This is a genomic window from Reyranella sp., from assembly GCF_030651995.1.
Lineage (GTDB): Bacteria > Pseudomonadota > Alphaproteobacteria > Reyranellales > Reyranellaceae > Reyranella.
Map to the genome: position 1 here is coordinate 23,545 of NZ_JAUSBN010000020.1, position 11,744 is coordinate 35,288.

Sequence of the window (11,744 nt, forward strand, 5' to 3'; positions counted from 1 at the left end):
GAATCACATGGCCAAGACGAGTTCGGTCGAGAAGAACAACCGGCGCGCAAGGATGGTGAAGCAATTCGCCGGCAAGCGCGCCAAGCTGAAGGCGATGGCCGTCGACGACAAGTTGACGCCTGAAGAGCGCTTCGGGGCCCGCCTCAAGCTGGCGGACCTGCCGCGCAACTCTTCGCCGACGCGGGTACGCAACCGGTGCGAGCTCACGGGCCGTCCGCGGGCCGTGTACCGGAAGTTCAAGCTGTCGCGCGTTGCGCTGCGTCAGCTGGCGTCGCTGGGCGCTCTGCCCGGCGTCGTGAAGTCGAGCTGGTAAACGGGGACCGTAGACCATGGCGATGACAGATCCCGTCGGCGATTTGCTGACCCGCATCCGCAACGGCCAGTCGGCGCGCCTCGAGAGCGTGACCGCGCCGGCTTCGCGGCTTCGGTCGAGTGTTCTCGATGTGCTCCAGCGTGAGGGCTACATTCGTGGCTGGTTCGAAGAAGAGCTGCGGCCCGGTGTCAGGGAACTCCGCATCGAGCTGAAGTACGACAACGGCCGTCCGGTCATCAAGGAGATCAAGCGCGTCTCCACGCCGGGCCGTCGCGTCTACTCCAAGATCCGCGAGCTGCCGCGCCATTTCAACGGGCTGGGCATCTCGATCCTCTCCACGCCGCGCGGAGTCATGTCCGACGCCGAGGCGCGGGCCGCCAATGTCGGCGGCGAAGTCATCTGCAAGGTGTTCTGAGCATGTCGCGCGTCGGCAAAAATCCGGTCGTCATTCCGGCCGGTGTCACCATCGAGCTCCAGGGCCAGCACCTCAAGGCCAAGGGCAAGCGGGGCGAGCTCCAGCTGGTCGTTCATGACGACGTTACCGTCGCCAGGGAAGGCGAGGGTCTGGTCTTCAAGCCGCGCAACGACAGCCGCCGCGCCCGCATGCAGTGGGGCACGGCGCGTAACCTGGCGAGCAACGTCGTCCGCGGCGTTTCCGACGGGTTCACCATCAACCTCGAGATCAACGGCGTGGGCTATCGCGCCTCGGCCGATGCCAAGATGCTGAAGATGCAGCTCGGCTTCAGCCACGATGTCGAGATCCCCATTCCCGCCGGAATCCAGATCAAGGCGGTCAAGCCGACCGAGATCGAGATTTCGGGCTCCGATCGTCAGCGCGTAGGCCAGATCGCCGCGGAAATCCGCAGCTTGAGGCCGCCCGAGCCCTATAAGGGCAAGGGCATCAAGTACTCGACTGAGACGATCCGGCGCAAGGAAGGCAAGAAGAAGTAGAGGCGAGAGAATCATGTCCGACCGCAATGCTCTTTTCGCCCGTCGCCAGCGGCGCACGCGCTACGCGCTGCGCCAGGCCGGCAACGGCCGTCCGCGCCTCAGCGTCTTTCGCTCGGGTAAGCACATCTATGCCCAGGTCATCGACGACCGTAAGGGCGTGACCCTGGCTGCCGCGTCGACGCTCGACAAGGACGTCCGGGGCACGCTCAAGACCGGTGCCGACAAGGGCGCTGCGACCGAAGTCGGCAAGCTGATCGCCGCCCGCGCCGTCGCGGCCGGGGTCAAGGAAGTCATCTTCGACCGCGGTGGATATACGTATCACGGCCGCATCGCTGCGCTGGCCAATGCCGCCCGTGAGGGCGGCCTGTCGTTCTGATCGGGAGTTAGATTATGGCTCGTTCACCCGGTGGTTCCGGCCGTTCCCCGCGCGATCGCGATCGGCCGCGCGACCGCGACGAGGACAACGAACTGACCGACAAGCTCGTCACGATCAATCGCGTTGCGAAGGTCGTGAAGGGTGGTCGTCGCTTCGCCTTCGCCGCCATCGTCGTCGTCGGTGACCAGCGCGGTCGTGTCGGCCACGGCGCCGGCAAGGCCCGTGAGGTTCCCGAGGCGATCCGCAAGGCCACGGAGGCCGCCAAGCGTGGGCTGATCCGGGTGCCGCTGCGCGACGGTCGCACGCTGCATCACGACGTGAAGGGCCGCTTCGGCGCCGGCAAGGTGACGCTTCGCGCGGCCCCGGCCGGTACCGGCATCATCGCCGGCGGTCCGATGCGCGCCATCTTCGAGACGCTCGGCATCAAGGACATCGTTGCCAAGTCGGTCGGGACGTCCAACCCGCACAACATGATCAAGGCGACGTTCAAGGCGCTGGATCAGCTCAACTCGCCGCGCATGGTCGCGACGCGCCGCGGCAAGAAGGTCGGTGACCTGCTCGGCCGCCGTGACGAGACGACCGCGGAAGCGGCGGCTTAAGGAACCGGACCATGGCCAAGGGCAAGACCATCAAGATCACCCAGACCGGCAGCCATATCGGCCGCACGGAAGACCAGCGCGGGACGCTGATCGGCCTGGGCCTGAACAAGCGCCATCGCACCCGCGAGCTCGTGGATACGCCCGAGGTGCGCGGCATGATCAACAAGGTGCGCCATCTCGTGCGCGTCGAAGAGGAAGCGCGCTAGGCCCCAGTGGCTGCGGCGCGGAGGTAGAAGACGATGAGACTGAACGAGATCTCCGACAATCCGGGCGCCCGCAAGGGTCGCATGCGCGTTGGCCGCGGTATCGGCTCCGGCAAGGGCAAGACCGCGGGTCGCGGTGTCAAGGGCCAGAAGTCGCGTACGGGCGTTGCCATCAAGGGCTTCGAGGGCGGCCAGATGCCGCTCTACCGGCGTATCCCGAAGCGGGGCTTCCGCCCGCCGCACCAGAAGAGCTACCAGGTCGTCAACCTGGGCACGCTGCAGAAGGCGATCGATGAAAAGAAGCTCGACGCCGGCAAGGTGATCGATGCCGAGGCGATGCTGGCGGCCGGTCTGTTCAAGAATGCCGCGGATGGCGTCCGCCTCCTTGGCAAGGGCGAACTCAAGACCAAGATCGAGGTGAAGGTTGCGGGCGCCTCGGCGTCGGCGATCGCCGCGGTCGAGAAGGCCGGTGGCAAGGTCGAACTGCCGCCCAAGCCCGTGGCCGAAGCGGCCTGATCCGGACGGCGTCTACGGGGGCGTCGCTTCCCCCCTGGTGTCGTTCACGCGTGAGGTTCCATGGCATCCGCCGCCGAGCAACTTGCATCCAACCTGAACTGGGGTTCGATCGGTAGGGCGACCGAGCTGAAGAAGCGGCTGTGGTTTACGGTCGCCGCGCTCGTCGTCTTCCGTATCGGCGCCTACATTCCGGTCCCCGGCGTCGATCCGGCCGCTCTGGCCGAGATCTTCAAGCAGAACGCCGGCGGCATCGCGGGGTTGCTGGACGTCTTCTCGGGCGGCTCGATCGGCCGCATGTCGGTGCTGGCGCTCAGCATCATGCCGTACATCTCGGCCTCCATCATCATGCAGATCCTGACGACGGTCGTGCCGTCGCTGGAGGCGCTGAAGAAGGAAGGCGAGGCGGGCCGCAAGAAGATCAACCAGTACACGCGCTACGGTACAGTCGTCCTGGCGACCTTTCAGGCCTACGGCATCGCGGTGGGGCTCGAGAGCCAGGTTGCCACGGCCGGTCCCGTCGTGATCGACCCGGGCGTCTTCTTCCGCTTCGTCACCATCGTGACCCTGGTCGGCGGCACGCTGTTCCTGATGTGGCTGGGCGAGCAGATCACCGCGCGCGGCGTCGGCAACGGCGTGTCCCTGATCATCTTTGCGGGCATCGTCGCGGCTCTGCCGGACGCGCTGGTGCAGACCCTTGAACTCGGCCGTACCGGCGCCCTGTCGGCGCTGTTCATCATTGCGCTGGTGGTCGGCGTCGTGGTGGTCGTGGCGGTCGTCGTCTTCGTCGAGACCGCTCAGAGACGGATCGTCGTCCAATATCCCAAGCGCCAGGTCGGCAACCGCATGTATGGCGGCGAGGCCTCGCACCTGCCGCTCAAGATCAATACGGCCGGCGTCATCCCCCCGATCTTCGCGTCGTCCCTGCTGCTGTTTCCGGCGACCATCGCGTCTTTCCAGGGGGCCGGGGAGCCGGGCTGGATCCAGTGGTTTTCGACCTATCTCGGCCACGGCCAGCCGGCCTATCTGATCGCCTATATCGGCCTGATCGTGTTCTTCTGCTTCTTCTACACGACCGTCGTGTTCAACCCGACGGACACGGCCGATAACCTGAAGAAGAACGGCGGCTTCATTCCCGGCATTCGTCCCGGCAAGAACACGGCCGAGTATCTCGAATACATTCTGAACCGGCTGACGGCCGTCGGTGCGCTCTACCTCTCAGCGGTCTGTATCCTGCCCGAGCTGCTGATCGCCCGCGGCGGCGTGCCGTTCTACTTCGGCGGCACCAGCCTCCTGATCGTGGTCTCGGTCACGCTCGACACGGTGACCCAGGTGCAGGCGCACCTGCTCGCCCACCAATATGAGGGCCTCATCAAGAAGGCCCGCCTGAGGGGCAAGGGCCGATGAACATCATTCTTTTGGGGCCGCCGGGCGCCGGCAAGGGGACGCAGGCCCAGCGGCTGCAGCAGGAACGGGGGCTGATCCAGCTCTCGACCGGCGATATGCTTCGGGCGGCCGTCGCCTCCGGCAGTGAACTCGGCCAGAAGGCCAAGGGCATCATGGAGCGCGGCGAACTGGTTCCTGACGAGCTGATGGTGGGCCTGATCAGGGACCGCATCGCCCAGCCGGACTGCGCCAAGGGCTTCATCCTGGACGGGTTCCCGCGCACCGAGGCCCAGGCCCGGGCGCTGGACAAGATGCTGGCCGAGACGTCCAGGAAGCTCGACCGGGTGATCGAGATGGAAGTCGACGAAAAAGCGCTGACCGAGCGCATCGTCGGCCGGTTTTCCTGCGCCAAGTGCGGCGCGGGCTATCACGACACGTTCAAGCGGCCGAAGGTCGATGGAATCTGCGACGTTTGTGGATCGACCGGGTTCACGCGCCGCAAGGACGATAATGCAGAGACCATGAAGACTCGCATGGCCGCCTATAGGGCTCAGACCGAGCCCTTGTTGCCCTACTACAGCGCCCGCGGGGTGCTGCGAAAGGTCGACGGGATGGCCGCGATGGACGAGGTTTACCGCCAGATCACGGAGGTCTTGGCGGGGACTTGACAAGGGTGAGTTCCATTGACTCGGGGACGCGGATACATATAATCGCGCGCTTTTCCGGGGCCAGCGGAACATGTGACGGGCGCGCGCGAGCGCGCCATAAGTCTTTGAAGGAGTTGGGACTTTGGCTCGTATAGCCGGTGTGAACATTCCGACCGCCAAGCGTGTCGTGATCGGACTTCAGTACATCCACGGGATCGGTGCGGCGAAAGCCAAGGAGATCTGTGGAAAAGTCGGGATCGAGGAGTCGCGCCGCGTGAACACGCTGAGCGACGACGAAGTCATCCGCATTCGCGAGGCCATCGACCGGGACTACACGGTCGAAGGCGATCTGCGTCGCGAAGTGGCGATGAACATCAAGCGATTGATGGACCTCGCCTGCTATCGCGGCCTGCGCCATCGTCGCGGTCTGCCGGTCCATGGCCAGCGCACGCATACCAACGCGCGCACCCGCAAGGGTCCGGCCAAGCCGATCGCCGGCAAGAAAAAAGTGACGAAGTAAGAGGGGATCAGGGTCATGGCCAAAGCTGCAGCCGCCACCGGCGCCGCGCGTCCCCGTCGCAAGGAACGCAAGAACATCATCGCGGGCGTCGCCCACGTGAACGCCTCGTTCAACAATACGATCGTGACGATCACCGACGCGCAGGGCAATGCCATCGCCTGGTCGTCCTCGGGGCAGCAGGGGTTCAAGGGGTCGCGCAAGTCGACCCCGTTCGCCGCGCAGATGGCCGCCGAAGGCGCCGGCCGCAAGGCGATGGAACATGGCATGCGCACGATCGAGATCCTGGTGCGCGGCCCGGGTTCCGGACGCGAGTCGGCGCTGCGCGCGCTGCAGGCCGTCGGCCTCGCCGTGACGTCGATCCGCGACGTGACGCCGATCCCGCACAACGGCTGCCGCCCGCCGAAGCGTCGTCGCGTCTGATTTCGAGTGGAGGCGGCGCTTCGCGCGCCGCCCGCTCTTGAGGAATGTGTTGCGGGTCCTGCGGGGCTCGCATGAACCGGTCTAGAGGGGTAACCCACGTGCTTCAGAAGAACTGGCAGGACCTGATCAAGCCGGAGAAGCTTGTCACCGAAGCCGGCGTCGATCCCGGTCGCGTTGCGACCATCGTCGCCGAGCCGCTCGAGCGCGGTTTCGGTCTCACGCTCGGCAACGCGCTGCGTCGCGTCCTCCTGTCGTCGCTCCAGGGTGCCGCCGTCACGTCGATCAAGATCGACAACGTGCTGCATGAATTCTCGTCGATCCCCGGCGTCCGCGAGGATGTGGTCGACATCGTGCTGAATATCAAGGCGATGGCCGTGAAGATGCAGGGCGACCGCCCGCAGCGTCTTTACCTGCGCGCCGTCGGCCCCGGCGAAGTCACCGCGGGCATGATCGAACTGCCGGGCGACGTCCAGATCATGGATGCCAAGCATCTGATCTGCACGCTCGACGACGGCGCGTCGATCTCGATGGAACTGATGGTCGCCACCGGCAAGGGCTATGTCCCGGCCTCGGCGAACCGGCCGGAAGACGCGCCGATCGGCCTGATCCCCGTCGATTCGGTGTTCAGCCCGGTCAAGCGCGTCTCCTACAAGATCGAGAACAGCCGCGTCGGCCAGGTCACCGACTACGACCGCCTGTCGATGACGGTCGAGACCAACGGCACGACGATGCCGGCCGACGCCGTGGCGCTCGCCGCGCGCATCCTGCAGGACCAGCTGCAGCTCTTCATCAACTTCGAGGAGCCGCGCGAGGTCCGCAAGGAAGAGCAGCAGGACGACTTCCCGTTCAACCGCAACCTGCTGCGCAAGGTCGACGAGCTGGAACTGTCGGTCCGTTCGGCCAACTGCCTGAAGAACGACAACATCATCTATATCGGCGATCTGGTTCAGAAAACCGAGGCGGAGATGCTGCGCACGCCGAACTTCGGCCGCAAGTCGCTGAACGAGATCAAGGAAGTGCTGGCCGGCATGGGCCTCCACCTGGGTATGGAAATCCCGGGCTGGCCGCCGGACAACATCGAGGAAATGGCCAAGCGGCTGGAAGAGCCGTACTAGGCCGGTAGAAGGAAATAAGTCATGCGTCACAATAATCGCGGCCGGAAGTTCCACCGCACCGCCGAGCATCGCAAGGCGATGTTCATGAATCTTGCCGGTGCCCTCATCAAGCACGAGCAGATCACGACCACGCTGCACAAGGCGAAGGACCTGCGTCCGATCGTCGAGAAGCTGGTCACGCTCGGCAAGCGCGGCGGCCTGCATGCGCGCCGTCAGGCGATCGGCTTCCTGCGCGATCCCTACGTTGCCGACAAGCTTTTCACGACGCTCGGACCGCGCTATTCCAAGCGCAACGGCGGCTATCTCCGCGTCCTGAAGGCGGGCTACCGCTTCGGCGACGCCGCCGAGATGGCCGTGATCGAGTTCGTCGAGCGCGACACCTCCGCCAAGGGCCAGGACAGCGGTCCTTCGGCCGACAAGTCGGAGCAGCAGGAAGCGGCGTAAGCCTCTTTCGCCTCATCGAATTGAAAACGCCCGCTCAAAAGAGCGGGCGTTTTTCTTGATGAGTGGCGCGCCCCCGTCGGAAGGCTAAGCTGGGGCATGAGCTTCATCTTCAGGACCGCCCAATCATCGGAATGCGCCGACGCCGACCGCGTCCTGCGCGCCGCGTTCACGCCCTATCTCGCGAAGCTCGGACGCGAGATTCCGCCTGACTATTACAAGTGGCTGCCGGCTTCGATCGAACGGGGCGACGTGTTCGTCGCGGACGAGGGCGGCCGGGTCGTCGGAGTCGCAGCCACCGAACGGCGCCAGGAGGAACTCTTCCTCGACCGGCTGGCCGTCGATCCGTCGAAGCAGGGGACAGGCCTCGGACGCTGGCTGTTGCTGCGGCTCGACGAAGTCGCTCGCGAGCGCGGCGACCGTGCCGTCTCACTCGTGACCGCGGAGATGATGGATCACCTCATCAGGCTCTATGGCAGCCAGGGTTTCGAGGTGATCCATCGCGGCCTGCCGGACCACGGCAAGGACGCCCATATGCGCGTCCACATGCTGAAGCGGCTGTAGCGGCTTTCTCTAGAACTGCTCCTCGGCCAGTACGAACACCGTCCGTCCCGCCGCCTTGAGGGGACCGAGCTCGGCCAGGGCCGGGGGGAGGATGACCTCGGCATAGAAGCGCGCCGTCACCAGCTTGGCTTCGAGGAACGCGGGATCGCCGTCCCGCTGCCCCAGCCGGGTCTGGGCGACGAGGGCGCTGCGGGCCAGCAGCCAGCCGCCCAGGGCGGTGCCGGCGAGGCGCAGGAAGGGCACCGAGCCCGCGAGCGCGTTCACCAGCTCGGCCTTGACCGATTGGGCGACCCACCGGGTCGCATCCTCCAGAGCGTCGGCCGCGGCCACGAGCCCGGCACGGATCGCGTCGATATCGTCGCCTGGCGCGGCCTTCATCTCCTCGGCCGTGGCCCGCATCTCGGCGACCAGCGCCAGCATCGTCTCGCCGCCGTCCTTGGCGACCTTGCGGCCCACCAGGTCGCGCGCCTGGATGCCGTTGGTGCCCTCGTAGATCGGCAGGATGCGGGCGTCGCGCAGGTGCTGCGCCGCGCCGGTGTCCTCGATGAAGCCCATGCCGCCGTGGATCTGCACGCCGGTCGAGGCGATCTCGTTGCCAAGGTCGGTGAACCAGGCCTTCACGATCGGGATCAGCAGATCGACACGGTCCTGGATCCTGCGCCCTGCCGCCTTGTCGGGCTGCTTCAGCGCGCCGTCGATGCCGGCGGCGGTGTAGTAGCCAAGGGCCCGCATCGCCTCGATCTGGGCGCGCATGCTCATCAGCATGCGGCGGACGTCGGCATGATGGACGATCGACACGGAAGCGGGCGCGGTGCTGCCGTCGTCCTTCGACTGCACGCGGCTGCGGGCGAAGGCGGCGGCCTGCTGGTAGGCGCGCTCGGCGATGGCGAGGCCCTGGATGCCGACCGACAGGCGGGCGTTGTTCATCATCGTGAACATGTAGGAGAGGCCGCGGCCTTCCTCGCCGACCAGGTATCCGACCGCGCCGCCATCGTCGCCGAACGACATCACGCAGGTCGGGCTCGCATGGATGCCGAGCTTGTGCTCCAGCGACACGCAGCGCAGGTCGTTGCGCTTGCCCGGCTTGCCATCGGCGTCCGGCAGGTACTTCGGCACGATGAACAGCGAGATGCCGCGCACGCCCGCGGGCGCGTCCGGGGTACGGGCCAGTACGAGGTGGACGATGTTCTCGGCCATGTCGTGCTCGCCATAGGTGATGTAGATCTTCTGGCCGCTCACGAGATAGTGGTCGCCGTCCTTTACCGCCCGGCTCTTGATCTGGCCGAGGTCGGAGCCGGCCTGCGGCTCGGTGAGGTTCATCGTCCCGGTCCATTCGCCGGAGATCATCTTCGGCAGGTAGGTCGCCTTCTGCGCTTCCGACCCGTGATGGTGGATGGCGTCGATCGCGCCCTGGTTCAGCAGCAGCACCAGCCCGAAGCCCATGTTGGCGGCCTGCCACATCTCCTGTACGGCGGTCGCCAGCAGCCACGGCATGCCCTGGCCGCCGAATTCCGGATCGAAGGGGAGGGAATTCCAGCCGCCCTCGACGAATTCCTTGTAGATCCCAGCGAAGCCCGGCGCGGTGCGGACCACGCCGTTCTCGAGCCTGGCACCGACCTTGTCACCCTCGCGATTGAGGGGCGCGAGGCCATTGCCGGCCAGTTTGGCGGCTTCCTCCAGCACGGCGTCGATCGTGTCGTCCGTCGCATGCTCGTAACCGGGCAGGGCGGCGACGCCGGACAGGCCGGCGACTTCGCGCAGGGCGAAACGCATGTCAGCCAGCGGGGCAGTGTAAGTCATGTGAATTCCTCCGTTCCGCAATATGCCGCGCTCGGTCGCTTTTGGCGACCGGCTCGGCTATTTTGGAGGCCACATGACAAACACAGTCCTGCTGTCGATCGACGGCCCCATCGCCACCATCACGCTGAATGACCCGGCGAAGCACAATCGCCTCAACCCCGAGGGGCTGAAGCTGCTGCGTGAGGCGGTGGAAAAGGTCGACGCCGATCCGGTCGTGCGCGCCACCGTGATCACGGGCGCCGGCGACAAGACCTTCTGCTCCGGCTACGACCTCGGCTCGATCCCGGCCGGCGAGCGCAAGGACGAGGGCGGCGACAACACGTTCGAAGTCGTCATGGACCGCATCGAGGCGATGCGCATGCCGACCCTGTGCGCCCTGAACGGCGGCGTCTATGGCGGCGCCACCGACCTGGCGCTGGCCTGCGACTTCCGCCTCGGCGTCAAGGGCATGCGCTTCTTCATGCCGGCCGCGCGCTTCGGCCTGCATTACTATCCGAGCGGACTGCGCCGCTACACGCAGAAGGTGAGCCCGAGCTTCGCCAAGCGTGCCTTCCTGCTCTCGGAGGATTTCCACGATACCGAGCTCCTGGCGGTCGGCTATCTCGACTGGCTGGTCGAGCGCGCGGAGTTCAAGGACAAGGTCGCGGAGAAGGCCGCGCGGCTGGCGGGCCTCGCACCGCTGTCGATGTCGGGCATGAAGCGCGCCATCGAACAGTTCGCCCAGGCAGCGCCCGACATGCCATCCATCCGCCAGACCCAGCGGGCCTGCGCCGCCTCCGACGATCTCAAGGAGGGGCTGGCGGCGCTCGGCGAGCGTCGGACCCCGACCTTCAAGGGCCGTTGAAGGCCGGCGCCGGCACCTGATCGTGCCGGTTGTCCCAAGATTGCCGCGATTCAATGCAGGATGCCGGCAGTATCTGAGGTCGTGCCGAAAGTCGCCTGGCGAGGTATCCTGCTGCCGGACGGTCAATCGAGATATGGCCGCTGAATCGAAGAGACCATGCAACGCCGCCTAGCCGCCATCGTCCATGCCGACCTCGCCGGGTTCACCCGGATGATGGAAGGCGCCGAGACACGCACGTTCCGCCATCTCAAGTCGGCCCAGATCGAAGTCTGGCGGCCGGCCATCGACGCTGGACGCGGCCGGCTCGTCGGTACGGCGGGTGATGCCATGCTGGCAGAGTTCGGCTCAGCCGTCTCGGCGGTTGCGGCGGCCATCGACATCCAGGAGCGGATGGCGCAGTTCAACGATTTGCTCAGCGAGGAGCAGCGCATGCTGTTCCGCGTCGGCGTGCATCTCGGTGAAGTCATCATCGACGACGAGGACCAGAACATCTTCGGCGACGGCGTCAACCTGGCCGCCCGCATCCAGACGCTGGCGGAGCCCGGCGGCATCGCGGTCTCGCGCGCGGTCCGCGATCTCGTCGAGCTGCGCACCGAGTACGCCTTCCATGACGGCGGCGAGCATCAGTTGAAGAACGTCAGCCGGTCGGTGCAGGTGTTCCATGTGCGTGCGGCGAAGCTCGTGGCTCCCGGTACGACGACGCGCATGGTGCCGCAGATCACCCTGCGCTTCGAGGGGCCCGACTCGGCCGGCCGCAAGCACGCGTTCGAAGTGTCGATGGAGAAGCTCGTCGGCCAGTCGAAAGGCATGTGCATCGGCCGCGCCGCCGACCAGTGCGAACTCGTCGTACCGCATCCGACCGTGTCGCGGCGGCATGCCAAGCTGAGCGTCGCCGGCGAGGCGCTGCAGGTCGAGGATCTCGGCTCGACCAACGGCACTTCGGTCAATGGCACGATCCTCAAGGCGGGCGCGCCGACTGCCCTGCAGGCAGGATCGAAGTTGCGGCTCGGCGATGTCGAGCTGGTCGTTCATCACACCTAGCGGCGTGGACC

General features: G+C 66.1%; 17 protein-coding genes. 16 read left to right on the plus strand and 1 reads right to left on the minus strand.

Annotation, left to right across the window (positions count from 1 at the left end; translation table 11 throughout):
• Positions 1-7: 7 nt before the first annotated feature.
• From rpsN to Q7V45_RS04640, 14 genes are all read left to right on the plus strand, one after another.
• The gene (rpsN, locus tag Q7V45_RS04575; RefSeq protein WP_304847710.1) at positions 8-313 is read left to right on the plus strand and encodes a 30S ribosomal protein S14; all 306 of its coding nucleotides are present in this window, start codon (positions 8-10) and stop codon (positions 311-313) included.
• A 16-nt stretch (positions 314-329) separates the two neighbouring features.
• Positions 330-728, plus strand: a complete 399-nt coding sequence (rpsH, locus tag Q7V45_RS04580; RefSeq protein ID WP_304847713.1) for a 30S ribosomal protein S8 — start codon at positions 330-332, stop codon at positions 726-728.
• A gap of 2 nt (positions 729-730) precedes the next feature.
• Complete coding sequence (rplF, locus tag Q7V45_RS04585) at positions 731-1,264, plus strand: 50S ribosomal protein L6 (RefSeq protein ID WP_304847716.1); 534 nt, start codon at positions 731-733, stop codon at positions 1,262-1,264.
• A 13-nt stretch (positions 1,265-1,277) separates the two neighbouring features.
• Complete coding sequence (gene rplR / locus Q7V45_RS04590; protein ID WP_304847719.1) at positions 1,278-1,640, plus strand: 50S ribosomal protein L18; 363 nt, start codon at positions 1,278-1,280, stop codon at positions 1,638-1,640.
• A 14-nt stretch (positions 1,641-1,654) separates the two neighbouring features.
• Complete coding sequence (rpsE, locus tag Q7V45_RS04595) at positions 1,655-2,239, plus strand: 30S ribosomal protein S5 (RefSeq protein WP_298313435.1); 585 nt, start codon at positions 1,655-1,657, stop codon at positions 2,237-2,239.
• 11 nt (positions 2,240-2,250) lie between these two features.
• Entirely contained in the window at positions 2,251-2,445 is a 195-nt protein-coding gene (rpmD, locus tag Q7V45_RS04600) for a 50S ribosomal protein L30 (protein ID WP_304847723.1), read from the plus strand.
• Between the two features lie 33 nt (positions 2,446-2,478).
• Positions 2,479-2,958 carry a 50S ribosomal protein L15 gene (rplO, locus tag Q7V45_RS04605; RefSeq protein ID WP_304847725.1) on the plus strand — a complete coding sequence of 160 codons (480 nt, stop codon included), beginning with the start codon at positions 2,479-2,481 and terminating at the stop codon, positions 2,956-2,958.
• Positions 2,959-3,018: 60 nt separating this feature from the next.
• Complete coding sequence (gene secY / locus Q7V45_RS04610; protein WP_304847727.1) at positions 3,019-4,362, plus strand: preprotein translocase subunit SecY; 1,344 nt, start codon at positions 3,019-3,021, stop codon at positions 4,360-4,362.
• On the plus strand, positions 4,359-5,009 hold the full coding sequence (locus Q7V45_RS04615) for an adenylate kinase (protein ID WP_304847731.1): 651 nt from the start codon (positions 4,359-4,361) through the stop codon (positions 5,007-5,009). The genes secY and Q7V45_RS04615 overlap by 4 nt, the downstream gene beginning before the upstream one ends.
• A gap of 121 nt (positions 5,010-5,130) precedes the next feature.
• A complete protein-coding gene (gene rpsM / locus Q7V45_RS04620) occupies positions 5,131-5,508 on the plus strand; it encodes a 30S ribosomal protein S13 (protein WP_304847734.1) in 378 nt (125 codons plus the stop codon).
• Positions 5,509-5,523: 15 nt separating this feature from the next.
• Positions 5,524-5,928 carry a 30S ribosomal protein S11 gene (gene rpsK / locus Q7V45_RS04625; RefSeq protein WP_216961746.1) on the plus strand — a complete coding sequence of 135 codons (405 nt, stop codon included), beginning with the start codon at positions 5,524-5,526 and terminating at the stop codon, positions 5,926-5,928.
• Positions 5,929-5,999: 71 nt separating this feature from the next.
• Positions 6,000-7,043 carry a DNA-directed RNA polymerase subunit alpha gene (locus tag Q7V45_RS04630; RefSeq protein ID WP_304847740.1) on the plus strand — a complete coding sequence of 348 codons (1,044 nt, stop codon included), beginning with the start codon at positions 6,000-6,002 and terminating at the stop codon, positions 7,041-7,043.
• A gap of 21 nt (positions 7,044-7,064) precedes the next feature.
• Positions 7,065-7,487: a 50S ribosomal protein L17 gene (rplQ, locus tag Q7V45_RS04635; protein ID WP_295135319.1), complete on the plus strand. Its 423-nt coding sequence runs from the start codon at positions 7,065-7,067 to the stop codon at positions 7,485-7,487.
• 96 nt (positions 7,488-7,583) lie between these two features.
• Complete coding sequence (locus Q7V45_RS04640; protein ID WP_304847747.1) at positions 7,584-8,048, plus strand: GNAT family N-acetyltransferase; 465 nt, start codon at positions 7,584-7,586, stop codon at positions 8,046-8,048.
• A gap of 9 nt (positions 8,049-8,057) precedes the next feature.
• Here the strand turns inward: Q7V45_RS04640 and Q7V45_RS04645 are convergent, their stop codons facing one another.
• Positions 8,058-9,848 (minus strand): acyl-CoA dehydrogenase, encoded by a 1,791-nt coding sequence (locus tag Q7V45_RS04645; RefSeq protein ID WP_304847750.1) that lies wholly within the window; start codon positions 9,846-9,848, stop codon positions 8,058-8,060.
• Between the two features lie 73 nt (positions 9,849-9,921).
• On the opposite strand from Q7V45_RS04645, the gene Q7V45_RS04650 reads away from it, so the two are divergent.
• Together Q7V45_RS04650 and Q7V45_RS04655 are read left to right on the plus strand one after the other, a co-directional pair.
• On the plus strand, positions 9,922-10,692 hold the full coding sequence (locus Q7V45_RS04650) for an enoyl-CoA hydratase/isomerase family protein (RefSeq protein ID WP_304847753.1): 771 nt from the start codon (positions 9,922-9,924) through the stop codon (positions 10,690-10,692).
• 156 nt (positions 10,693-10,848) lie between these two features.
• Positions 10,849-11,733: an adenylate/guanylate cyclase domain-containing protein gene (locus Q7V45_RS04655; protein ID WP_304847756.1), complete on the plus strand. Its 885-nt coding sequence runs from the start codon at positions 10,849-10,851 to the stop codon at positions 11,731-11,733.
• Positions 11,734-11,744: the final 11 nt, after the last annotated feature.

Coding starts and splice junctions, on each gene's coding strand:
- rpsE (WP_298313435.1), top strand. CDS start 1,655: ATGGCTCGTTCACCCGGTGGTTCCGGCCGTTCCCCGCGCGATCGCGAT.
- Q7V45_RS04640 (WP_304847747.1), top strand. CDS start 7,584: ATGAGCTTCATCTTCAGGACCGCCCAATCATCGGAATGCGCCGACGCC.
- Q7V45_RS04645 (WP_304847750.1), bottom strand. CDS start 9,848: ATGACTTACACTGCCCCGCTGGCTGACATGCGTTTCGCCCTGCGCGAA.
- Q7V45_RS04655 (WP_304847756.1), top strand. CDS start 10,849: ATGCAACGCCGCCTAGCCGCCATCGTCCATGCCGACCTCGCCGGGTTC.
- Q7V45_RS04630 (WP_304847740.1), top strand. CDS start 6,000: ATGAACCGGTCTAGAGGGGTAACCCACGTGCTTCAGAAGAACTGGCAG.
- secY (WP_304847727.1), top strand. CDS start 3,019: ATGGCATCCGCCGCCGAGCAACTTGCATCCAACCTGAACTGGGGTTCG.
- rplQ (WP_295135319.1), top strand. CDS start 7,065: ATGCGTCACAATAATCGCGGCCGGAAGTTCCACCGCACCGCCGAGCAT.
- rplR (WP_304847719.1), top strand. CDS start 1,278: ATGTCCGACCGCAATGCTCTTTTCGCCCGTCGCCAGCGGCGCACGCGC.
- rpsN (WP_304847710.1), top strand. CDS start 8: ATGGCCAAGACGAGTTCGGTCGAGAAGAACAACCGGCGCGCAAGGATG.
- rplO (WP_304847725.1), top strand. CDS start 2,479: ATGAGACTGAACGAGATCTCCGACAATCCGGGCGCCCGCAAGGGTCGC.
- rplF (WP_304847716.1), top strand. CDS start 731: ATGTCGCGCGTCGGCAAAAATCCGGTCGTCATTCCGGCCGGTGTCACC.
- Q7V45_RS04650 (WP_304847753.1), top strand. CDS start 9,922: ATGACAAACACAGTCCTGCTGTCGATCGACGGCCCCATCGCCACCATC.
- rpsK (WP_216961746.1), top strand. CDS start 5,524: ATGGCCAAAGCTGCAGCCGCCACCGGCGCCGCGCGTCCCCGTCGCAAG.
- rpsH (WP_304847713.1), top strand. CDS start 330: ATGGCGATGACAGATCCCGTCGGCGATTTGCTGACCCGCATCCGCAAC.
- rpmD (WP_304847723.1), top strand. CDS start 2,251: ATGGCCAAGGGCAAGACCATCAAGATCACCCAGACCGGCAGCCATATC.
- Q7V45_RS04615 (WP_304847731.1), top strand. CDS start 4,359: ATGAACATCATTCTTTTGGGGCCGCCGGGCGCCGGCAAGGGGACGCAG.